Annotated in this window: 16 protein-coding genes, 2 pseudogenes and 1 riboswitch; of the genes and pseudogenes, 2 read left to right on the plus strand and 16 right to left on the minus strand. The window is 42.0% G+C overall.

Annotation, left to right across the window (positions count from 1 at the left end; genetic code table 11):
• Positions 1-184: 184 nt before the first annotated feature.
• From BFI01S_RS04820 to BFI01S_RS04850, 7 genes are all read right to left on the minus strand, one after another.
• Positions 185-634, minus strand: a complete 450-nt coding sequence (locus tag BFI01S_RS04820; protein ID WP_061791591.1) for a hypothetical protein — start codon at positions 632-634, stop codon at positions 185-187.
• A 197-nt stretch (positions 635-831) separates the two neighbouring features.
• Positions 832-1,137, minus strand: a complete 306-nt coding sequence (locus BFI01S_RS04825; protein WP_061791592.1) for a DUF960 family protein — start codon at positions 1,135-1,137, stop codon at positions 832-834.
• A gap of 17 nt (positions 1,138-1,154) precedes the next feature.
• Positions 1,155-1,466 carry a hypothetical protein gene (locus BFI01S_RS04830; protein ID WP_142753069.1) on the minus strand — a complete coding sequence of 104 codons (312 nt, stop codon included), beginning with the start codon at positions 1,464-1,466 and terminating at the stop codon, positions 1,155-1,157.
• 61 nt (positions 1,467-1,527) lie between these two features.
• Entirely contained in the window at positions 1,528-2,406 is an 879-nt protein-coding gene (locus BFI01S_RS04835) for a tyrosine-type recombinase/integrase (RefSeq protein WP_061791638.1), read from the minus strand.
• Positions 2,407-2,822: 416 nt separating this feature from the next.
• Positions 2,823-3,083, minus strand: coding sequence for a hypothetical protein (locus tag BFI01S_RS04840; RefSeq protein ID WP_061791594.1), 261 nt, complete (start codon positions 3,081-3,083; stop codon positions 2,823-2,825).
• 22 nt (positions 3,084-3,105) lie between these two features.
• Entirely contained in the window at positions 3,106-3,405 is a 300-nt protein-coding gene (locus tag BFI01S_RS04845) for a hypothetical protein (protein ID WP_061791595.1), read from the minus strand.
• Positions 3,406-3,598: 193 nt separating this feature from the next.
• Positions 3,599-6,334, minus strand: a complete 2,736-nt coding sequence (locus BFI01S_RS04850; RefSeq protein ID WP_061791596.1) for a hypothetical protein — start codon at positions 6,332-6,334, stop codon at positions 3,599-3,601.
• A 694-nt stretch (positions 6,335-7,028) separates the two neighbouring features.
• Between BFI01S_RS04850 and BFI01S_RS22280 the strand changes: the two genes are divergently transcribed.
• On the plus strand, positions 7,029-8,609 hold the full coding sequence (locus tag BFI01S_RS22280; RefSeq protein WP_235831101.1) for a C39 family peptidase: 1,581 nt from the start codon (positions 7,029-7,031) through the stop codon (positions 8,607-8,609).
• A gap of 74 nt (positions 8,610-8,683) precedes the next feature.
• On the opposite strand, the pseudogene BFI01S_RS04860 reads toward BFI01S_RS22280, so the two are convergent.
• The 7 genes and pseudogenes from BFI01S_RS04860 to BFI01S_RS04890 all read right to left on the minus strand — a co-directional run.
• Positions 8,684-9,271: pseudogene (locus BFI01S_RS04860) on the minus strand (group II intron maturase-specific domain-containing protein); the annotation flags it as partial.
• A 79-nt stretch (positions 9,272-9,350) separates the two neighbouring features.
• A complete protein-coding gene (gene ltrA / locus BFI01S_RS04865; RefSeq protein ID WP_061791597.1) occupies positions 9,351-10,595 on the minus strand; it encodes a group II intron reverse transcriptase/maturase in 1,245 nt (414 codons plus the stop codon).
• 546 nt (positions 10,596-11,141) lie between these two features.
• Positions 11,142-11,810, minus strand: a pseudogene (gene ltrA / locus BFI01S_RS04870) (group II intron reverse transcriptase/maturase); the annotation flags it as partial.
• A gap of 601 nt (positions 11,811-12,411) precedes the next feature.
• Positions 12,412-14,622 (minus strand): hypothetical protein, encoded by a 2,211-nt coding sequence (locus BFI01S_RS04875; RefSeq protein ID WP_061791598.1) that lies wholly within the window; start codon positions 14,620-14,622, stop codon positions 12,412-12,414.
• Between the two features lie 120 nt (positions 14,623-14,742).
• Positions 14,743-16,125 carry a S41 family peptidase gene (locus tag BFI01S_RS04880; RefSeq protein ID WP_061791599.1) on the minus strand — a complete coding sequence of 461 codons (1,383 nt, stop codon included), beginning with the start codon at positions 16,123-16,125 and terminating at the stop codon, positions 14,743-14,745.
• A gap of 105 nt (positions 16,126-16,230) precedes the next feature.
• Positions 16,231-17,067: a hypothetical protein gene (locus tag BFI01S_RS04885; RefSeq protein ID WP_061791600.1), complete on the minus strand. Its 837-nt coding sequence runs from the start codon at positions 17,065-17,067 to the stop codon at positions 16,231-16,233.
• A gap of 321 nt (positions 17,068-17,388) precedes the next feature.
• Positions 17,389-19,035, minus strand: a complete 1,647-nt coding sequence (locus BFI01S_RS04890) for a hypothetical protein (protein ID WP_061791601.1) — start codon at positions 19,033-19,035, stop codon at positions 17,389-17,391.
• Between the two features lie 195 nt (positions 19,036-19,230).
• Between BFI01S_RS04890 and tagU the strand changes: the two genes are divergently transcribed.
• Positions 19,231-20,151 carry a polyisoprenyl-teichoic acid--peptidoglycan teichoic acid transferase TagU gene (gene tagU, locus BFI01S_RS04895; RefSeq protein WP_061791602.1) on the plus strand — a complete coding sequence of 307 codons (921 nt, stop codon included), beginning with the start codon at positions 19,231-19,233 and terminating at the stop codon, positions 20,149-20,151.
• A 120-nt stretch (positions 20,152-20,271) separates the two neighbouring features.
• Here the strand turns inward: tagU and BFI01S_RS04900 are convergent, their stop codons facing one another.
• Positions 20,272-20,502: a hypothetical protein gene (locus BFI01S_RS04900; RefSeq protein WP_035327695.1), complete on the minus strand. Its 231-nt coding sequence runs from the start codon at positions 20,500-20,502 to the stop codon at positions 20,272-20,274.
• A gap of 152 nt (positions 20,503-20,654) precedes the next feature.
• A riboswitch (cyclic di-GMP riboswitch) is annotated at positions 20,655-20,738 on the minus strand.
• Positions 20,739-21,064: 326 nt separating this feature from the next.
• Complete coding sequence (locus BFI01S_RS04905; protein WP_061791603.1) at positions 21,065-23,071, minus strand: penicillin-binding transpeptidase domain-containing protein; 2,007 nt, start codon at positions 23,069-23,071, stop codon at positions 21,065-21,067.
• Positions 23,072-23,171 lie beyond the last annotated feature (100 nt).

Here is a 23,171-nt window from a genome sequence, read left to right on the forward strand (position 1 = left end):
AGTTAGCTTGCACACGGACATAGTCCAGCAGAGGCTTCCTTGTTTGCAACAATCAAATAGATTGCTATTAAATTGTATCCATATCTTAAATTATCCATATTATATTTGTCAACTATTTTATTTGAAGTCCCATAGCCTACAATCGGCTATGGGACAATTAGTCTCAATTTATATCAATAAATATTTATTGATTACGTTCTTGGTATTGGTTCATTAGATATTCTGTTACACTATCATTTATGAATTTGGTTATAGACTCAATCTGTCCCTGCTTCTGTAGCATACGTATAATTTGATGCACGTTTTTCTCAAGGTATGTCGTGATTCTGACATGAGTTTCATTGAAAGATTGCTTTTTTGGCTGCTGCTTAACATGAAAGGGCTTGCCGTTCAGATAGAGCTGCTCTTGGTCTGCTTGGTCATTGTCAAAATGAGAATCCCATTTATCCGATGATTCGCTTTCATCAACCTCCACCTCTTCTTCCCCTTCTTCGAGTTCCTCTCCATATTCCATTTCTTCCTCTTGCTCTTCATTACTTTCCCAGTGTAGACCAGATGATGATTCTTCATTTCGGAACCTGCTTAGGTCGATGTTCCTCTTTCTTCTCGTTCCATAGTAACTGCCATGATTCATTGCTTTTACTCCTCTCACCCTTTTTTATCGATATCGACTCTACATCCACATCTACCCTGACGTAGACCCATTATTTTATTGTTTTTATCTGTGTGAGGTTATAAAAGGTAAAAAAATCGAGGGTATTACGTTTGTATTCGGATGAATGCTTCCTGCTTGTTTGCGGGTGTATTCGCTAAACAAGCAGGAGTCACTCATTAGTATTCCTCTGGGAACAACATGATTTGTCCCTCTCCATTATCAATGCACCAGATGGTACTCGTTAGCGGCTCTGTCTCTTCCCATTGAACCATCAACTGCTCCTTGTAAGGAGGTTGCTCTTGACGATGAATGATGAATTGCTTGCCATTCAGTTCCGAAAGTTCAAAGACTTGGAGATAATCCACTTCCATTTCCTTCTCTTTTAATCTATCAATCAAGTGCCACAAGAATAGAGCCATTTCAGGATGTATGGCTTCTGCAATTCCTCTTGTCATGTATCTTTCATTTTGATTCTTAAACATCTCTTACTCCTTCATGTTTATTGGTCTAGCCATCTTTCAAATCTTTGTTCGAGTGTTCCTTCCAGGAAGTACACAAGATTCATCTGGTGGTCGCTCATGAGTCCAATGCGAAAGTAAACACAATCCTCCAATTCTTCCTTCTCAACGAACTCAATATTTAGTATTTGATTGGATAGAAAAGTGGTATCGTTTTTATCTTCCAAGTGGTACATGCAGGCGTGTTGTGGCATTTCGAACTCTATTAGCGATTCGCCTGTTCCTTCTGCCTCAAACCAAGTCACAAATTCTGATTCGATGGCATTGACGTATTCGAGAGGAATCCTACCCAATTCTTTTAATCTCTCTATTTCTGCAATCTTTCTTATTCTAATCACCAATGATGACTCCCCTTTACAATTTTTCGACTGCGATTTGTTTCTCCTCTCTAGTTGTTTGGATGTAAAACTTTGCGGTCATATTCACCGTTGAGTGACCAGTCAATTTACTGACCGTTGTCAGGTCCACTCCTTTTCGCAGAAGTCTAGTTGCGAATGTGTGCCGGAACAGATGAGGATGAAGGTTCATGCCTACCTCATCGGAAATGTTGGCTAGCCAGTTCCTAACCGCATCTCTGTGCATCTTATTCGCTCTTTGGCTGACCAACAGGTATTCACTTTCACAGAAGCGGGAACTTCTTCGTTCTCCTAGCTGATATTGCTTAATTAGTTGCAAAACGTCTTGCCGCAAACTGATTTCCCGAACCTTTCCACCCTTTCCATGAACAGTTAGTGCAGCTGTTAAAGCATCGACATCTCCTAGCTTGATGTTCACTAACTCAGTTACTCTGACTCCTGTGTAAAGTAGCAGATAGGCGATTAGCTTGTTCCTTTGGCTTACTTTTGTATCATCCTCCAGGAAGAACAGGAGCTTTTCCACTTCCTTCTCTGATAGAGCAGTGACTACATGTTCACTTCCAGCAGCCACTTGAACCTTATCTCGTTTGAGTTGGATGTAGCTGTCATTCACTACTCCTTTTCTTTGAAGAAAGTCGTTGTAGACCTTTAGGCTATTTATTTTCTTTTGGATGGTGGAGATGGCAAATTGATTGTCGAGTAGATATTGCTTGTATCGGACAAAAGAGAAGCGAGAGAGCGGCTGTTGTTCGCTTGCCGCTTTCTCTTTTAGGAACTGTTGGAACCCTTTTACATCTCCAACATACGATTCAATCGTTTTTGGTGAACGTCCTTCTTCAAAGAGCCACTGTTCAAACTCCTGTACTAGCTCATTCATGTCTTTTCCCTCCAAACGAAAAAGAGCCATGAACGCTTTTATCTGCATTCATGACTCTTACTTTTTGATGATTTCGATTATCTTCTTAATTGTGCAGCTACTGCAAGGTTGGCAACAGCACGAGCATTGGAATACTTTCATCTGCTTTCACTCTCCCTTTCTTTCTACCTCTGATTACTACTTATTTTTTGTTACTTCCTTTGCGACTTCCACAGCGACAGCTACAGCGATTGGAACAATTACTTTCCACATTTCTATTCACCACCTTTCAAGTCCAGTCACGACAGTTATATAATAATGTCGGGTGTTTTTCTCTAATGAAATTATCGCATTTCTATTCCCTACAAAGGTTCTTCCAAACCTTGTTTAAGCCTTTTGGGTTTTGTCGTGAGATTAAGGATAGAATTGTCGTGAGCCTACTCGAAAGATTCTGCTAGCCTGTCCAAATAATCAACATAATTCTGGACTAGTTCCCGCTGATATCTGTCGGGTATATTGGAAATGGCTCTCTCAATCTGCGCTCTATCCACTTCGATGACTTCCTCGACAGCCTCTCCCATTAGTTGCTCCACCAATTCCTCCTCCGATAGGGTTTCCTCTTCATAGTATCCAGTCGCCTCATTGACTTCCCTGTATCGAACTTCCCCATCCATGACTATCTTATGAAATTTTGACATTTTTCTTCTCTCCTGTTCATTATCAAATGTACAATTCGTAAGCAATTGCCTCTCCGTTCTTTATCCAAACTTCATATAGTATTCTTCTTGATTCCTTCTCCAGTACAAATCCAGCTATCCATTCAATTCCCTTTTCATCCACGTAACTTAGTGTTTCAAAGAGAAGTGGATTCGGTAGCCTTTTCAGATGCTCCGCAGGTACTAGCAGGTCATCCAGTTCTTCATGATAAAAATCATAGGCTTCATAGCTTACTTCATCATGTGAGACCACGATATTAAACGTCTTTTTCAGTCTCACTACGAACCAATTTACAAATGCCATTTTCTTTCCTCCTCAAATAGAAATAGCCCTCACTCCTATAAAGCAGTAAAGGGCTAAAGATATCTGTATCATTAAAATAATATATATTTATCATTCTATTTGATTCGGTTTCTAGCATAAAGAAAAGGCCCACAGAGATTTCTCTCCATGGAGCCTTTTGACAAACTTCGGATAGTGACAGGCACCTATCCTATTAGTTTGTAGTAAAGTTTGTAATTACAATCGGAGTTGTAACTGCAGTTAATTTGTTTCCAGCTTTGTCAGTTGAAGATGCTAAGTCAGTATCAGCAACAGTTGCAAGAGTAAATCCAAGAGTACGGTCAGCATCTCCTAAATCTGTTACAGGGATTTCAACTGATAAACCATCAGTTGAAAGAACTGCTGCTCCAAGAGTGATTCCCGCTGCTGCTGTACTTGCATCTTTTTTACCAGCAAGTACATAATCAGCTGCTGCTGTAGCAGAAAGTGCTTCAGAGAATTTAACAGTTAACTTGTAACCAGCTGTAGCATTTCCAGTAATATAAGAATCTTTAACTACTGGTTTAGTTGCATCTACAACAGCTACTGGAAGACTAGTTAAAGATAATGTAGCTCCAGCAACATTCTTCACACCGCCAACTGAAATTGTAGCAGTACCACCATTTCCAAATGCAGCATATGCACCAACTAAATCCTTAGCTTCAACTTCAGAAAGGTCGATAGTAACTGTGTCAACAACTACAGCAACATCTGAGCTGTCTCCATCCTTATTTAAATCTGCTCCAACTACTACCTCAGATACAGTTTGGTCATTGTTAAATGTAACCTTAGCTTTTGTTGGAAGTGCTGCACCATTGATTGAGTAAAGTGCTTTGTTGTCTGCACCATCTACATATAGGTTACCAGTTGCAGGGTTGATTCCAGAAAGAACATCATTTTTATCAAAAGTTACAGTAACTGTTTTAGCTGCAGAAGTTACGCCAGCAGTTTGGATGTATGCTGAAATTGGTGCAACAGGAGTAACAGTTTCTTTATCATTTGTAAGAGTTAATACTTGAGCAGCATTATTATTTGATGATACATCAGAAACTTTATTTACACCTAGTACTAAGCTATAGCTTCCATTTTTCAATGAGCTTCCAAGGCCTAATTTATACTTATTAGTTCCAGCAACTGGAGTTACAGATGTAACTGTTGTAGCAGCTGTACCATCAGCTTTGTTTACAAAGAAATCTTCTTTCTCAACACCTGTTACAACTTCAGTGAATTCAACTTCGACTTCATTAGCTGCAGTAAATTTAGCTTCTTTAATAGCTGGTGCTGCAGTGTCACGAACAAGTGTTACTGAAGTAGTTTTAGTTTCAACTACGTTACCAAGCTTATCTTGAAGAGCCTGTACAGTCACATCAAGAGTTGCAGTGTTCACAGTTGCATCAGCAAATGGAAGAGCAGCGAGGTCAACTACAAGTGTACGTTTGTCATCTTTGAATGCTGGTAAGGATTTAAGTGCAACAGCATTACCCTTAGAATCTTTAACTTTAATTGAATCAACTGCTACTGCAGTGCTCATATCTTTATCAAATTTAACTTCGAATGTTTTTGGTCCAACATTGTTAATAGAGAAGCTTGGTTTAACAGCATCTTTAGTAACTACGATTGAACCACGTTCTGGAGTTCCACCTTTGTTACCAGCTAAGTCAGTCAATCCATAAACTTCAACTTCATATGATTTACCAGCTTCTAGTTCTTTACCAGATACTGTATAAGTGTAATCATCAACTTTCGCAGCGCCTAGGATAGAATCTCCAACTTTAATAGTTGTAAATGATACTGGCTCAGAGAATTTAAGAGTAAATGAATTTACCTTGTCATCCTTTGTTGTTGCAGTTGCAGAAGCAATTTTTGGAGCCACAGTATCTTCAACTGTAATATCTTTTACATATGAAGGGAACTTAGCACCTGTATCAGTTTTCAAGTTAGAAACATATACAGTGTGGTCAGATTTTTGTGTTAAAGCAGATTGAAGAGTTAATGTAACTGTTTTTCCATCTTCTGAAACTACAGCAGTATCAATAATTGCACCTGTTACAGCGAAGTTAGATTTAACAGCAGTATCTTTGTCAACTACTTTGTTAAGTTTAACTTCAACTTGTTTAAGGTTAATCGCACTTACACTCTCAACCTTAGGAACTGAAAGCTCATCGTATTTCTTTTCAGCAGCTTCAACTCTTTCAAGAAGAGCAGCACCAAAATCAGTGTCAGCGTCAAGCTTTTCTACGAATTCAGCGATTTTTTTCATTTTCGCTTCAGCTTCTTCTAATTTACCTTCTTCAAGAAGCGCATCGATTTGATCATAGTACATTTTTACAGATACTTCGTTAATGATGCTGTTGCGAGCTTCTTGAGCATCAGCTTTGAAAGAACCTCTTAGAAGTTCACGAGTAGTTTTACCGTATACGCGGTCAAGGATAACTGTACGAGTGTTTAGCTCATAAGAGATTGCATGATATTGCTCTTCAGCAGCATCCCAATCTTTTTCTTTAAGAGCATCTTCAAGAGCAAATTGCTTGTCTTGTAGAGTAGTAGCATAGTTGTATGCATCGATGTATGTGATAACACGCTTAGCGATGAAATCAGCATATGTATCTTCTAATGCAGCAAGATGCTTATCTTTGTCAGCACCGCCAGCTTTGTTTACAAGTGCTTTTGCGTTAGCGTAAGCTTTTTTCGCAGCGTTGTACTCTTTGTACACGTCAGCGATTGGAGCAAACTCACCATTTGCAGTTACATCACTGTAAGTGTGGTATGCCTTTTTCATTTGTGTTACAGCTTTACTTACTTCGACAGCAACATTGCTTGCAGCGTCAGTTTGTGCTGGAGCAGCAGCAACGAATGCAGATGCAGCAACCGCGGAAGCAGCAGCTAATTTGATAGCTTTCTTTTTACTCATGTTTCGTATTTCTCCCTTCGAATATAAAAAGTAGTACAATGATCCGCCAGACTTTTACATCTGTTTTTAAGCTTATCGGCTAATGCTAATCATTGCCTAGCAAACTTAACGAGAATTATACTAATCTTCTATGGAAATATCAACCTATATGTCTATTTCCTTCTAAAAAATTAGTAGAATTGTGTCAGAGGACTATATAACTGGTTTAATTACCAGCGCCTCTCACATTTCCTATAATAATACATTTTTAGAGGAAATTCTAGGCTTTTCTTGTGTATATTTGCAGAAATTGGTTAGTAATTATTTCCTCCAAAACCACAAATAACAATAAAAGCACACTTTAAGATTATATTCTTCCGGACTATGATTATGTCATTTTTATTGTAATCCCATCACAAACACTTATATACCAACGTTTTATATATTTTTTTAGTAACACCTTTGTAACATTACTGACTTATTAAAAAAGGCGGATTATTAAGTATGGTCCTTTTTGACTATATATTGTTTTTGTTAGCATTTTCAAGGAAAATTTTATCTTTTATCAGCCTAAAAGGTATAGTTCGACTCAGTTTATTTTTCTGAAATTTGAATATATAAGCTTTTGTTCCTTATTTAAAAAAAGGAACAAAGACTAATCCAAATTAAGGTAGAATAATATTTGTCTGATTCTAACGAAGGGGGTTATGTATTTTTGAAGTCAAAGTGGTATTTTATTAGTTTTCTATTTATCTTGTTTTTATGTGCTGGGACGGGGGAAGTTTCCGCCAAAACACTTGTGGATGCACCGCATATCAGGCAGATGCCAGAGCTGCCGAGGGGCTGTGAGGTTACAAGTCTGGCCATGCTTTTGGAAAGCCAGGGAGTTAACGCTCCTAAAATGACGCTTGCCAAAGAGGTCCGCAAGGTGCCTTTTAAGCAGAATGGCCTTCACGGCAATCCGTATGACGGGTTTATCGGCAATATGTATACATACAGCCAGCCGGGACTTGGTGTTTATAATGGACCCATCTATGATCTGGCCAACAAATATCCGCCTGGGAGAGTGGTGAATCTGACTGGCTCCAATGCCAGTGCCATTTATCGTGCACTAGATAATGGAAGCCCGGTATGGGTTATTACGAACACAGTGTTCAAACCGCTCTCCAGCAGCTATTTCCAGACGTGGCAGACATCAAGCGGGCCGCTTCGCATTACCTATAAAGAGCATTCCGTTTTAGTGACAGGCTATGACAGCCAGTATGTCTATATCAATGACCCTCTCTACTATGGAAAGCACCGAAAGATATCACGCAAGAATTTCGAGGGTTCGTGGGTCCAAATGGGGCGGCAGGCCATCACTGTTGTGCCAAAGCCGAATTGGGATGCAGAACTGATTCCGGGGCAGACCGGGAAGCTGACAGTCCTTAAGCCGATTACACTTTGGAACCGGACAGGCAGCGGGCTTTCCGCAGCAAAGGTGCTCCAGCCGTTAGAAGGATTAAAGGTGTGCGGATATGACAGCAAGCATGGCGGACAGTATAAAATCTGCAACGGCGGTTATGTCACAAACATGAGCGGGTATATCCGCTACGAGACCCCATCCTCTGCTGTATTGAATAAAGCCAATATCGGATTTGCTGAACGTGATCTGAAAACAGCGATCTCTTATGCAGGCAGCCTTAAATGGGAAATTCACATTAATTACCGGAAGGATAAATATCCGGGAAAAGTGACGGATTACCCGAATATGACGTATTTTAATGGTACGAAGAAGTACATGAATTCTGCTCAAGTAACCATTAACCGCATTTCGGACAAGGCGAAGAAAAATGAATTGCAGACGTCCCTTAACACGAATGTCGTCGTTCATTATAAACGGGCACAGGGGTATATTGATGCTGTTACATCCGGCAAAAAGCTGCTGGCCATGACAGATGAACTTCAGAATACCATGAGTGCTGATCCGCTGTCTGACACAGGAGAAAGCCTCTTCCATACGCTTTCTTATGAAATTAAAAAGAATGCCGTGCTTCTTTACAGAGTTTATGGGCAGTCAACAAGAGAAGCGATCCTTGCTTCCTATAAAGCACCCGCTGAAAAAGAAATTGAGAAACACCGATTTGCGATTTCGGCTAAAATGAAAATCGACGAGCTTGAAGAATTGAGCAAACAGCCGGTTTCTGATGAAGAGTATAATACTAGAGTCGCAGAAATAGAAAAACTGGTCAGCCAGATACCGGATGCTTCGGTAAAAGCTGCTTATGTAGAAAAACTAGCTGAATTTAAGCAATAAATCGAGTAGGAGGGGGTGACTAACCCCCGACCTCTCACACCACCGTACGTACCGATCGGTATACGGCGGTTCATTTAAGTATGACGCAAATGGTTGTATCGTTCCAATAAGCTTTTCAGTTTTTGCTCTCGCCAAAAACTTAGATTAAGGGTTGTGTGTAAAATAGGACTATTCGAGATGCGCCAATATTTCTTGCGGGAATTTCCCCACTCATAGGCTTTTTCTTTGGAAACTCCCAAAGAAATAAGCCTTTTTATTTTGGTTTTTGGTTGTTTCCATTGTTTCCACAGGCACATCCGAAGCCTTCTTCGAATCATTTCATCCAGTTGTTTAAAGGGAGTTGGCGTATCGGCCAGCGCAAAATACCCACACCATCCCACCAGGTACTTATTCAGTTTCTCAATGCGTACGTCCAGTTGAATCGGCTTCGACCTTGAAGTGAGTTGTTTGATTCTACTTTTGGCTCTCTTGATACTCTCTTTCGCGATACGGACTTTAGGGGTACGGTGCGCGGTGAAGCTAAATCCAAGAAACTTACGTTTCCAAGGTCTATCTACCGCACTTTTCTCTTCATTCACTTTTAGCTTAAGCTTTTTTTCAATGAATGTAGTGATGGAATTTTTGACACGAAAACCAGCTTTCTTGGTTTTCACATAGATATTGCGGCAAGTAGACCACTGGAACCTCCCCAGTAGCCTCTCTCAGAACCGGACGTGAACCTCTCAGCTCATCCGGCTCCCATTATTCAGCCGTAGGCTTAATACCTAATTCCCAATGTTTAAAGAATTTGGGATTTTGATTTGCAATTCTACCTAAGAAATATTCTGCTCTTTTCTTGTGACGAGCTAGCCTTTTGTATTTCTTCCTTGCCCACATTATTAAGGCTTTATTGATGTGCCTTAATGTTGAGTACATTTCTGATTTGTAGAACTTGCCATAGAAGTTTATCCAGCCTATTATCTTTGAGTTGAACATATTTGATAGGTCCGTAAGGTCCTTTTCTACTTTCAACTGTAATTTCCAGTCCCTTACTTTTTGTCGAATTGATTTCTTAGATTTGTTACTAATCGCAGGTGTAAAGTTAATAAAATGCTTTCCCCATCTATTCTTAGATCGTCTTGGTCTGAACGTATATCCTAGAAAATCAAACGAGATATTTTCGTGATTTTCTTTCCTATCATCATCTTTACAATATACAATTCTTGTTTTGGTTGGATGTAGTTCAAGCTTACATTCGTTCATCCTTTTGCTTAATGATTCAAGCAATCTTATTGCCTCAGCTTCTGACTTGCAGTGGATGACTGCATCATCTGCATATCTAGCAAATGGATTATTAGGATGGTTAATAGTCATCCATTTATCAAATGTGTAGTGTAGAAATAGGTTCGCAAGAACAGGACTTATGACTCCACCTTGCGGTGTGCCAGAAGTGCGTTCTTTTACACCTTCTTTCGTTTGAAAAGGTGCCTTTAGCCATCTTTCAATATATAGCTTTACCCATTTAATATTTGTGTGCTTTTCCACTGCTTTCATTAGTAACCCATGATCAATGTTATCGAATAAGCCTTTAATGTCAAATTCTAGAACCCAGTTGTATTTCCAACACCTTTTACGGGTTATCTCCAATGCTTGAATAGGACTTTTGTTTGGTCTATAGCCATATGAGTCCTCATGGAAGAAAGGTTCCACCGAGGGTTCAAAATACAGTTTCACAACCATTTGTGCAATTCTATCTGTAACAGTTGGAATTCCTAATGTCCTAGTCCCACCAGCTTTCTTCGGAATCTCAACAGCTTTAACTGCTGGTGGAAAGTAACATCCTGAGGACATTCTGTTCCATAGTTTATACAGATTATCCTTTAGGCTCACTTCGAATTCTTCTATTGACTCTTGATCAATTCCAGCTGACCCTTTGTTTGCTTTTACTCTTAGAAAGGCTTCATAAACCACCTTTTTAGATATTATATATGGCTTTGTTTTATCCATAAGTTCCTCCCATTTAGATGGTTGACTTGCTAATAAAACTGAATAACATAACCCCTTTGCTCCACCTCCGTTAGGAGGTTTCATAGCTACTACGAGTTATTCCGCCCCTATACATGGCATTGGTACTCTGATTCTTGTGGGGCTTCCACTTGAAATCTCTCCCTTGGCATCCATGTCGTAGGTTCCCACGTTCCACACTCAAGCCTATATTAAGTTCACGCCGCCTTTATACCGGTCACCGAACGGACAGTAAACAGGTTTCCTCCGAACTTATCCTGAGTTAACGACTCCCCCTCAGTTTTGATGACACCTATACGCTTTCGATACTTCTTCAGCGGTTCAATGGTTTTCGTCTCCTTAATACATACCTGACAGAGTCTCGCTCTGCCTTTTCCTTAACGCTCAGTACCATAGCTTTTGACTACAGCACCTTAAGGTGGTTTGCAATCTCTACCTGTATAGCGATTGCGAGAGGCCTACTCTCATCTTGAGTGCAGCATAGCTTCCTTAGTGTGCTTACGCACACTTTGGTTGCTTTCGTGGCACACAATCGTCTGCGTACCGGACAAACTTATGCCCTCGGCTTTCGAGTTCTTTGTCTAATTCATCTAACATGATGTTCGACAACAGAGGACTCAATGGACCACCCTGTGGTACGCCTTCTTCACTAATCACTTCCAGCCCATTGATCATGACTCCTGATTCTAAGTATTTTCTAATTAACTTTAGAATCGTTTTGTCCTTGACTCTTTTGGCTAAAAGCCCCATCAGCCGATCATGATTCACCTTATCGAAGAACTTCTCTAAATCCATATCTACTACCCATCTGTGTCCTTCTTCTATATATCCTTGTGCTTTCTTCACAGCGTCATGTGCTCTTCTTCTAGGTCTGAATCCATAACTATGCTCGGAAAAGAATGGATCATAGATTGGGGTTAGTATTTGGGCGATTGCTTGTTGGATGAACCGATCTGTCACGGTAGGAATGCCTAGTAACCGTACGCCGCCATTTGGTTTCGGGATTTCGACACGTCTGACTGGCATAGGCTCATAGGTTCCAGCCTCTATGGAATGTCGGATTTCTTGCCAATGCTGCAGAAGATGCGCTCGCAGGAATTTGACGGGCATTTCATCTACACCATGACTGCCTTTATTCTTTTCGACTCTTTGTAGTGCCGACAGAAGATTTTCCCGCGACAGTAGTCGTTCCATCATATTGATACAATCCTTTCGCGTGAATAGTCATTCTATTTGTGCCACTGTTTATTCCACCCTCTTAAAGTCCCCCGTGGGATTCACCACTTCCTCCTTTAAGTAAGTCCTGTCGGATTGTCTGTGTCATCATAAACAGTGAACGCCTAGTGTCTATTCTTCCTAAATGTTCAGTCCTTCCCTGGCGATCTATAGCTCGCCAGGTACTATGACCTCTGCTGACTTCTGATTGTTCAGCTCCTCTTCTCAGAGAAGGTTACCGAGTGTGCTCGGCTTTTCAACCAGACCTCCCCGGGTAAGAGTGCAATCTTTCCTTCCATCTATCTGCTTCATTTACTCTGTATCACCTTTGGCAGAAAGGACTTTGTTTTGTTTTGCAAACTTATCCAATGATACCTAGCCTAATATGAAGTTCGTGTCCCTCAGACCGGAAGTTTGCCGCCCGCTTCCTTCAGATTCCGCGTCACCACGGACACCCTTGCGTTAAGCTAACCGCTACTTCTGCCTTCACGGTTCGGGACTCGCACCCTAAAGATTACACCCATGCCGGGCGCACAAAAATGGCCGGACCCTCATCAAGAGAGTCCGGCTATTTTTCCTTATCTTATTGTGTGCTTAACACCCAAGCTGTCCCATTAAACGTTGCCTTAACAGTTCCGGCAAGCTTATTTCCTGCCTTATCAAACAATTCCTCATCGTCGTAAAGAACCGTATCACCCGTCACGGTACCTTCTGTTGCAAATGACCACTTATGCTGATCAGCATTGACAGTTGCAGTTTTCAGTTTCCCTGCTCCTGTGTAAGTAAACAGGGCATTGGCCTGAGTTTCGTCAAGCTCAGCGCTCTTAATCGCTGTAAGCTTTCCGGCTGAGTCCTTGTAATAAAGAGCTTCAGATGCTGTGATCACTGGAGCGCCCGCCGTTCCTGAAACCGTTAATGCCGGCGCTGTTTTATCGATCTCAAACTTAAGAACACTCTTGTTGCCGGCAAAATCTATTGCGGTTACTTCATACATTCCTTCATCTGATAAAGGTGTGGCTAATGTATATCCAGTTATGGCTGTACCATTTTTGGCTGCTGACACAGAAGCTACATCGGCTGCTTTTGTGGATACCGTTACGGCCTGATTCACAGCAGATTGATCAGCAGCACCCTCTAAAACAGGAGCCATTTTATCAAGTGCAACTGGAATTGATTTCACGATGCCGTTTATTTTCACAATCAGGGAAGCTGTATCCCCGTCTTTCCCCTTCACGGTGATGTTTTCACCGCTTGCTGTGAAGACAGACTCTTGGCTGGTAAACAGCTGGGCATTTACACTTTTCAAATCCGCTTCATTTCCATATTGATCTTTTGCCGTGAAGTATCCTGCATCAATTAAGCTGTCAAAATCAGTGTCACCGCTTAAGAGAATCTTTGTTTTCCCGGAAGCCAGTCCAAATTCTGCAACTGCAGAAGCAGATTTCACTTCGATTGGAAGCTTATATTCCATTTCGTTCCATGTCACGATTAAACTAGCCTTACCAGGTGCCACAGGCGTAATTTTCCCGGATGCGTTCACGACGAACTTTGTTACATCAGAAGATTTAAACGTTATGCCAGGGAACTGGCTTAGCTTTAGTTCTTCGTCTTTTCCATCACCAATGATATCTCCGTTTAGTGTCATCGCCTCAGACGGTGTGAACTGATAGGTTTGCCCAGTTACTGTATAGGCAGCATCCTTGCCTTCAGCGTTTACGATTTTCCCTTTTTCCAGGCTGTAAAGCTGAGTTCCGTCTTTCACCTCAATTGTCTCTTCCAGAATTAATTCGTTTGTGTCACGGTCGAACAGCTGGATTTTAACAGGACCTGTTTCTTTAAGACCGTCTTTTGCATATGCCGGTGCAAGAGATCCAAGGTCTGTGAAGTACCCCTTGTCATCTTTAATGATAAAGTCATTTTCCACACCATCGATAAACAATTCATTTCCTTCACTGTCAAAGAAGCCAATCATATCATATGCTGTCATTCCAGGCAGATTGGTTACATAATAAGCATCTTCATAAAACCCGATTTCAACTACATCTTCAAGGCCATCCGTGTAAGAAGCGATGATCTCTCTGTACCGGTCTGACAGCAGGTCATAGAGCTCCTCATTATCAACATACTCCAGCCACTCATTTACATTTTTATCGTGCTTTGCCACCTGGTCAAAATCTTCCTTCTCCAGTGCCGCTTCATATCGGTCCAATTCGATGTGAATGCTTACAGGGTAAAGGGCCTGAAACTTCGCATCCTCTGCAGGCGCCTTGTAGGTATCTAGAATGGCCTGTCTTGTAGACTGTCCATACACACGGTAAAGAATGATTGCCTGCTTCTTTATTTCATATGAAAGTTTATGATAAGCAGCTGTTGCTTCTGCCATTTTTCCTTCTTCCAAATACTTCTCCATTTCACCAGTGCCTTTTAGAAGTTTATTGCCGGAAGAAATGGCATCAATATAGGCAGCTGTACGGTCAATATAAAGCTTTACCGTATCCAGTCTCGCGCTTAGCTGTACTTTCTGCTTTCCTGATAATTTATTGACTGCTGCTTTAGCTGCTGCGTAATCTTTTTTTGCCTTGTTATAAAGAGTCCATGGCTGTGTAACGGCATCGGCATCATAGTCCACTGATGTTGCACGGATAAGAGGCACTTTGCTTTGTTCTGCTTTTAAGACCAGATTCTCGGCTGCAGAAGCTGCATCTGCCTGAGCAGGATTAACGGCTGCAAAAGCGGTTGCTGCAATGGCTGCTGCTCCTGCCAATTTAACTGTCTTTCTGATTTTTTTACCCACTTGTTTATTCCACCTTTTCTATGATTTTTATAAACTTCCAAAATTTTTATAAACTTCCAGAATGTCTTTATCATAATTTGTAATTATGATAATTTCATTATGATAATATTGGTAATTTTATTATTGAACCGTTACTTCTAAGCAGATGCCTTCATTCATCTTCCGGTCATTTAATCCTTTCCAGTTTGGATGGATGATCAGCAGGTATTTTCCTTTAGAAGCAAGCGGTTTCTTCGGAATGATTTTAATCGTTTTTTCGTCAGAGATTTCCACTTCTATGTCTTTTTCACCGCCGCCAAGCTGGATCAGCTGAACATCCCCCTTCTTTAAGCCGTCCCATTGCATGCCGGCATTCATTTTCACAGTGAAGGTCTTGGTGACTGGGACATTTTGTAATGCCGGCAGCTTCCTGTATCCCTTAAGGCCGCTTACCAGCTGATCACGGTGTGAGATGAACAGTTCTTCGCCTGCAGCTGTCTCAATGTTCGGAGCAACGCCAATTTCATGGACTGGAGATCCCTTCGGCGAGAAGAATTTGGCGGTGGTCAGTTTAAGAACACTCTGATCACTCAAGGTAAACAGTGATTGCATGGATCCTTTCCCAAATGTGTTCTGGCCGTATAGAACAGCTCCTTTTTGTTCCTTAACGGAAGCGGAGACCATTTCAGAGGCACTGGCACTGTTTCCATTGATTAAAATATGCACTGGTGAGGTGAAGCCCACAGGCTGCTGAATCGCCTGATAAACCTGTGCCTGATTTCCTTTGTATCTCAGCTGAAACGCTTTCGTAACTCCGGGAAAAAAGCCCGCTGTCTCCTGAGCTGCAGAAACATAACCGCCGCCATTATTGGTGATATCAAAGATCCAGCCATTTGCCGGCCCAAGCTTCTGAATGGACGCGGCAATCTCCTCGGACGCATTCATAGAAAAGCTGTTTAAGCGGATATAGCCAATATTCCCGCCGAGCATGCGGGATTCCACATTAGGAAGCTTAATCACCTTGCGCGGAATGGTTATTGTCTGCAGGCTGCCGGTTTCACTATTGATAAGAGTAAGCGTAACACTGGTGTTTTCTTTTCCGCTTATAAGTGAAATCGCGGTCTGTACGGACTCACCAGCAAGACTGGTTCCATCCGCCTTCACTAAGATGTCCCCCGGTTTCAGTCCGGCTGCTGCCGCAGGGCCTTCCGGTATAACTGACATGATCCGGATCCCATTTTCACTCTCCTCTAAAACCACGCCAATGCCGACCAGCTGCTGTTCAATGGCATTCGTAAATTCCGCAAACTCTTCAGATGACATGTAAACTGAATATAGATCCAGGTACCGGACCATTTCCTTAATCGAGGGCTTGGCCAGGACCCAGTCCGGCAGCTCCTCCACATAATAATCCCGGATGAGCTCCCTTGCTTCTTCAACCGGCCCTGCCGATGCTGATGCAGCAGGGACATTAACTAATAGAATCAGAGCCAATAAAACAGATAAATATCTTTTTAAATGCATGCTTGTCCATCCTCTCTAGATTGAATTCTACTTATCTTATCGGATGAGAGGGTGATATTCTGCAGTGAAAAAAGCCCTCTCATAAGAGAAGGCCCCATCCATTTATTACTGTACTTTAAACCAAAGCTCATCTTCCCAGCCGCGATTCCAGACGATATAAGGATTGTCATTGGCATCCACAACAAACGGAACCCATCCTTCAGTCTGGCCGCCTTTATAAAGCTCCTGGAGTTCAGGGCTTGGAGGTACAATGCCGATGTAATGATCATTCAGCGTCCCTTTTTGTGTGACCGTATCAAACATGGCCTGACTGACTGACCAGGAGTCAAATGTCTTTCCTTCAAACTCAATTAATTTTATTTTGAATTTAGCAAGAATATACTTCTTTCCTGCCGGCGGAGGAGAATTGAACATATTTGCCTGCTCGATCATCTTCCACGCCTGATTCGCATCTGTTACGGCTTCTGTCATTGTAATCTGGTATTTCTTTTTGCCATCCATCCAGTCATTGGCCGTCATGTCCCAGGTAACGCCAACTGTGGTTGGGTTGCCCTTTTTTCCATAAGGATTATGGATGCATTGAGCTGCTCTTAACTTCGTTTTGCTTGGCGTTTCATATTTTACCTTTGAGTCGCGGTCCACATAATAGCCGCCCCCTACACTCAGCTTGCCTGGCTTAAAGGCATATATACGGTAAAACTCACCTTTCTTCAATGTGCGGGAAGGGACTTTTTTCTCTCCCTGAAGTTTGTAAAGAGTTGTGTCTTTAAGGACCGTCAAACGTCCAATCTGGCCGGACTTTAATTCCACTCCGTCCCACCAGATCTTCTTTACACCTTTGTACTGATTGCAGAACGTATTGCTTTCGGCCGCGCTTGCCGCAGGTGCTGTAAATCCGAACAGCATTAAGAAAGATAGAATAACAGTTAACCATTTTTTCACTTTTTTGTACCATCCTTCCATTTTTTATCAAGGTTATTATACTGTAAATATTTCGGCGCAGGTAATAGTAAGGTGATAGATTAGAAAATTTGAGACAATAGTCCTTATTTTACAGTTGTACGATTAGTCTGAAAGTTCTATTTGCAGAATTCCTTTCTCTATTTGCAGGTATGGGATTCCATTTGCAGTTGCTGACCTTCTATTTGCCAAAATTGAAATCTATTTGCAGAATTCTGCCTGCTATTTGCATTGCTCACAATTACCCGTTAAAAAAGCTCCCGTATAGGAGAGCCTTTTCATAGAAAATGTTTATATAGGTTTTTATTTAATGCTCTTTAACATCGATTCAATTCCAGCCCGCACATAATCCGCATTGCCCTCAATGGAATAATTAATCTGCAGGAGCCGGCCATTGTGGTTTATGACCATCTCATACAAGTAAAACCCATTGACAGCAGTATGAACATGATAAAGAGTATCTGGAAGCAGTTCTTCCTCCACGTCCTTCACTGGTGTGCCGTATGATTGCAGTGCCTCAAGCCTCATGGCTTCTATATCTGTTCCCTGTTCAAGCGTTCTGAGGCTTAAGTGTCCGGTCGGATCACATATGACTGTTCCCTTTATTGGGTCATCAATCAAACAGCTTTCGTCTCTCGGAATATAGACTAAGCCATTGCCATGGTCAAAGAGTGTGAACGCCCCTGCCACATCGATTGAGTAGCCATAGTCAGTGTAATAGGTTCCGCTTTTAAAGCCGCTTCCGTATTTGAAAGCCCCGATTCCCAGATTTGCGTAATAAGATTTTGTTTCACCGGAGAGGTTTGTAACATCGACTTTAAAGCGGAAAGTGCGGCCAGGAGCTCCGTCATTCTCTTTTAGAGTTGGGTCGGGCAGCTTGAAAAGCTCAGATTGAGATAAATCTGCTGAAAGCCGGTCAGCTTTTTCCACTGAGTGAATTTTTTCAGTGATTTCTTCTCCATTCATCTCCCTGGTAACATATACAACTGCTTTTTTTGCTGGTGCAGATAAATGTAATTCCAATGATTCGAGCGGATAGGCATCTGTCAAACTCAGCATCATGGTATGGTTTTTACTGATCGTCAGGCGGGTTCCTTCACTGCCTGAATAACGTACAAATGCCGACTCCAGCGTTACTTCTTTCTGCTCCCATTCGCTGATCAGCGTTTTATATTCTTCGTATGTTTTCATTAAAGTCTGATAGATGGCTGAGGAAGGCAGCAGATTTCCTGTCTTTTCCCCATTAACAAATAAAGCATATGTTTCATCCAGATATCTTTTGGATTCAGGTAAATTTCCGCTGTCTATACTTGCTTTTACTTTATCTAATGCCATTTTAATGGAAACGGGATAAAGCGCCTGTCCGCGCACCTGCTCGGCCGATTTTTTAAAATGCTGCCGAATTAAGTCACGGGTGGTCAGGCCGTATACTCTGTCCAAGAGATACGATTGCTTTTTAAGCTCCCATGACAGATTATGATATAACCTTTCTGTTTCATCATTTATGATATTTTTGTCCAGCTGGTTTTTCAGGGAGAGTTTTGCTTTCTCTATTTTTGCACCTGCATTGATCGCATCGATATAAGCGACTGCCCGGCCTGTCTTGCCAGGCTGCACACTGATATATAAGTTCACATTTTTCTCCAGGCGATTTAGAAGCTCCGTTTTCTTTGCACTTTGCGGAAGGCTCCCGACTGCCTTTTTTGCATTAGCATAGGCTGCCTTCGTTCCATTATAATAACCCCATGGTATAGTCTTGCCATCACCTGTTCCTTCAATAGATATGGCCCACTTAAGAGATCCTGCATAACTCTCCGATTGCCTTACGAGCTTTTCAGTGTATGCTGATGATGCTGCGGCTTTAGCAGGTTCTTCTCCGCTTGAAAAAAGTACCGCTGAAAAGATGGCTGCTCCTGCAAGACACGAGATCACCTTTCTGGCAGGTTTCATATAACTCTCCTCCTTTTAACTGAACTGATAATAAATTCCATTTGATTATATTCCCGGATTTCTTTAAATTCTATAGGTAAATAAATACAATTTTAAGTACAGATAATACTTCTGCTGAGGGGACATTCAGGATAGTTCTTTTTCATTATAATTGTGGTATTATCGATCTAGGATTTTAATTTGAGGTGAAATCATATGGCTGCCAAAAAGGGACGAAAAAAGTGGACTCTTGTTATCGCGCTGTTTTTTATTACATTGCTATTAGGTGCTGGCGCTTATGCTTTTTATGTATATGACTCTTTGACTTCTGCTGTTGATACCATGCAGGAGCCGATTCAGCGGGAAAAATCGGAGAAGCGTGAAGAAACGGTCACCTTGGAAGAAAGAGAGCCTTTTTCGGTCCTAATGCTTGGAGTGGACGAGCGCCAGGGAGATAAAGGCCGATCGGACACGATGATTGTGCTGACTGTTAATCCCGACCTGAAATCAGTAAAAATGCTGAGCATTCCCAGAGATACACGGACCGGCATCATTGGGCAAGGAACGGAAGATAAAATCAATCATGCCTATGCTTTTGGCGATGTCGAGATGGCCATTAATACGGTAGAAGATTTCCTGGATATCCCGATCGATTATTATATTAAAATGAATATGGACGGATTCAAGGATATTGTGGATGCTGTCAACGGGATTGATGTAACCAACGAAACAGACTTCAACATGGGAAAATTCCACTTTAACGAGGGAAGCATTCACCTTAACGGAAGCGAAGCATTGTCGTATGTGAGGATGAGAAAGAATGACCCGAATGGAGATTTTGGCCGCCAGCAAAGACAGCGCCAGGTCATCCAGGGTGTTATTAACAAAGGGGCGAGCTTCAGCTCCCTGACTCGTTTTGATGACATCTTTGCAGCGCTCGGCAAAAACGTGAAAACTGATATTACCTTTAAAGAAATGATGGGTATTCAAAAGAATTATAAAGACACAAGAAATAACATTCAGCAGCTGACCATAGAAGGCGATGGCCAGTATATCGGAGACATCTGGTATCTGATAGTGCCTGATGAAGAAAGGCAGCGGGTGCAGGGTGAGCTGAAGGGACATTTAGGGTTATAACTAATAAACAGTGCATTCCTGATGGGGGATGCACTGTTTTTTGTATGAAAACATGCAGGGAGGGATTGATCTGCAGAAGCTTTCAAGAAGATAAAACTGGAGCGTTAGAAGGAAACCAAATTACATAGCTACTGCCTTCCCCTGTATCATCTTGCCATATGCTTCAGAAAGGTTCTTCAGGCATTCCTGTCTTAACCTTTCATGACAAGAGAAGTCATATAGCAGTTCATTTTCAAGTTCAGATGTAATCTTTTTCAGCCTTTCGAGTTTTGATTCCTTTAAGCGATTATTTGCCACGTATGCTTTAATCTCTTTTTCAAAGTATTCCACCGTTCCAAATATTACACCCAATAAATTCTCCTCCTATTATTAGATTTTTCAGTCATTAATTCGTTTCCCTATCTAAACATTAACAAACCTTTAAACAGCAAAGAGGCCTGTCAAAGGACAGACCTGATTTCCGGTTACAATGAGTTTGGGGTCTAGTTTCCGGCCCCAATAACACCTGCAACCCGACTATCATAGTCCATGACCTTAGACTCGTGGCTTTGCGTCCTTACTTTTCAATAAGTTTGCCGAATATTTGTTTTTTGTTACTATTATAATAAGACTTTTCGGCTATTTATTTCAACAATTTTCGATAAAATCTTAAAATAATATTACTTTTGTTTTATAAATATGTCCGGCAGTTATGAAACTTGTGCTCTATTTACAAGTTTTTCTCTTCTATTTGCAAGATTAAGACTGCTATTTGCAAGATTAGATATCTAATTGCAAGATCATGCTGGCTATTTGCAGTATCATGAAATCTATTTACTTGATAGTACAAGGTCCTCATCAGGTTATAATATTTCGCCGGGCATAAAAAAAGCCTGCACCCTTTTCTGAATGCAGACCCTTCAAACAAATTCTATTAAAACCGCCCTTTATGTTCCTCAAATACCTTCTTCACTTTCTCCACGACCACTTTCGATCCGCCGCTGTCTTCAACGCCCTCTATCATCATCGCGATCAGCAGCTTTGGAGATTGCGGATTATAGGCAACAAACAGACCATTTTCCTGGCCTTTTTCATCCGCACTTTTCTTCAGTTCTGCTGTTCCGGTTTTCCCGGCCAGCGGGTAATCCTTCATATAAGCTGCACGTCCAGTTCCGCCTGGATCCTGGATGACTTTAGCCATCGCGGCTGCCACCGTGCTGGCTGTTTCTTCGCTCATTACGCCTTCCTTCAGCACCTGTCCCTTTTCCTCTTCTTCCAGGAGAACAGGTTTGATCATGGAGCCTTTGTTGATGAATGGTGTGTAGGATGCTGCAAGATGGACAATGCTCATTTCCACCTGACCCTGGCCGTAGCCGGAGTCAGCGAGCAGGATCTCCGTGTCCAGGCCGCCAATCTTGGATTGTTCCAGCGGGAATGCGTATGGAATTTCCTCTTCAAACGCGAATTTCTTGAGTCCGGCTGAAAACTTTTCTTTTCCCAGCTCTAGGGCCTGCTGGGCAAAATAGATATTATCCGAATACATCATCGCTTTTTCAAAGTTAACCGGTCCGCCCGGATCTTTGACACGAGTGACTTTATATCCGCCCCATGAACTGTCCTTCTGCCATTGGAGGCCTTTGACATTAATGGTTTCATCAAGGGTTAATGTTCCCTCTGTCAGTCCGATCACGCCTGTCAGCGGCTTCATCACGGAACCCGGGGCATAGGTTTGCTTGAACCGTGTCAGAAGGGGCATGTCCTTATTCGCTTCAATCGCCTTCCATTCATCCGCGGTGAAACCTAGTGAAGCCTGGTTCGGGTCGAAGCTCGGGCTGCTGACGAGCGCCAGTGTATTTCCGGTTACCGGATCGATCGCTGAAGCAGTTCCTGGTTTTCCTTCCAGTTCAGTGTAAAGAGATCTCTGCAGATTCATATCAATGGTAAGCTGAATTGTTTCACCGTTCTCTACCGGCTTTTCAGCGAGAACAACTTCAGAACCATCTTTCTTCTGAATACCGATTTTGATTCCATTCTTCCCTTTTAATCGTTCTTCCAGAACCTGTTCCATCCCTCTTTTTCCGATTATATCGGTGCTGGAATAGCCTTCCCGCTCTTTCATTTCATCAGCTGTGATCGTTCCGACATAACCGATTAGATGGGCCGCTGATTCCCCCATCGGATAGACTCTGCCTTTGACATCCTGCTTCAGAACGCCATTTAGAGTAAACACCTTGTTAAGTGTTTCCTGATCATCCGGTGAAACCTTTTTAATTGGCACAAAGTATCCCGGCTGCACCCAGCTCGCATTCAAGCTTTTATTAATCTGCTCTTCTGACATTCCCAAGGCTGCAGACAACCCTTTGATGGTCTGTTCCTTCTGGTCACCCATCTGTTCAGGCACGACACCGATTTCATAAAGGGTGCCATTTAAGGCAAGCGGGTCACCTGTCCGGTCCACAATATCCCCGCGCTGTGCCGGAACAGTGGAATAGCTGATTTTATCCTCCGGCCCCAGCTCCGGGAAAATATAAGTCGTATCCCAGGCAACAAACCAGTTGTCTTCTTCTTTCGCTTCTTCCTTCACAAGCTTGGCATCATGTGTAAACTCAATCTTGCCGGCTGCACTGTCCATGCTTGCTGAAAAAGGAAAACTTGCCTTCTCTTCTTTTTTGTATTCCTTTTCCATATCCGGCTTGTATGTTACCTTCAGATTATCTATCTCTAAATCCTTATAAACCTTTTCATAACGGGCTGCAAAATCCTTTTTGCTGATCGACTGCTTCGCATCCTCCGACAGGAATTCATACATCTTTTCAAACTCCTGCTTATTCCAGTGCTCCACATACTGCGAAAAGCGATCCTGCGGCTTAATCTCCTTATTGCACCCGCTCAAAGCGGCCAAAACCAGGGCTGCAAAAACAAAAAACAAAACCTTCCTCATACATCACCCTCCCTGTTACTATATTATCATTTAAATGGAGAAATTTCCTAGTGACAGGTACCACCCGAATTTTGTCGAAAAACCAAGAAAGGGGACTCCA

The organism is Cytobacillus firmus NBRC 15306 (assembly GCF_001591465.1).
Classification (GTDB): domain Bacteria; phylum Bacillota; class Bacilli; order Bacillales; family Cytobacillaceae; genus Cytobacillus; species Cytobacillus firmus.

Bases quoted from the DNA above. Each gene is read 5' to 3' on its own strand.
- ltrA (WP_061791597.1), bottom strand. From the start codon at position 10,595: ATGGATAAAACAAAGCCATATATAATATCTAAAAAGGTGGTTTATGAA.
- BFI01S_RS04850 (WP_061791596.1), bottom strand. From the start codon at position 6,334: ATGAGTAAAAAGAAAGCTATCAAATTAGCTGCTGCTTCCGCGGTTGCT.
- BFI01S_RS04840 (WP_061791594.1), bottom strand. From the start codon at position 3,083: ATGTCAAAATTTCATAAGATAGTCATGGATGGGGAAGTTCGATACAGG.
- BFI01S_RS04905 (WP_061791603.1), bottom strand. From the start codon at position 23,071: ATGAGGAAGGTTTTGTTTTTTGTTTTTGCAGCCCTGGTTTTGGCCGCT.
- BFI01S_RS04845 (WP_061791595.1), bottom strand. From the start codon at position 3,405: ATGGCATTTGTAAATTGGTTCGTAGTGAGACTGAAAAAGACGTTTAAT.
- BFI01S_RS04890 (WP_061791601.1), bottom strand. From the start codon at position 19,035: ATGAAACCTGCCAGAAAGGTGATCTCGTGTCTTGCAGGAGCAGCCATC.
- tagU (WP_061791602.1), top strand. From the start codon at position 19,231: ATGGCTGCCAAAAAGGGACGAAAAAAGTGGACTCTTGTTATCGCGCTG.
- BFI01S_RS04825 (WP_061791592.1), bottom strand. From the start codon at position 1,137: ATGTTTAAGAATCAAAATGAAAGATACATGACAAGAGGAATTGCAGAA.
- BFI01S_RS04880 (WP_061791599.1), bottom strand. From the start codon at position 16,125: ATGCATTTAAAAAGATATTTATCTGTTTTATTGGCTCTGATTCTATTA.
- BFI01S_RS04820 (WP_061791591.1), bottom strand. From the start codon at position 634: ATGAATCATGGCAGTTACTATGGAACGAGAAGAAAGAGGAACATCGAC.
- BFI01S_RS04835 (WP_061791638.1), bottom strand. From the start codon at position 2,406: ATGAATGAGCTAGTACAGGAGTTTGAACAGTGGCTCTTTGAAGAAGGA.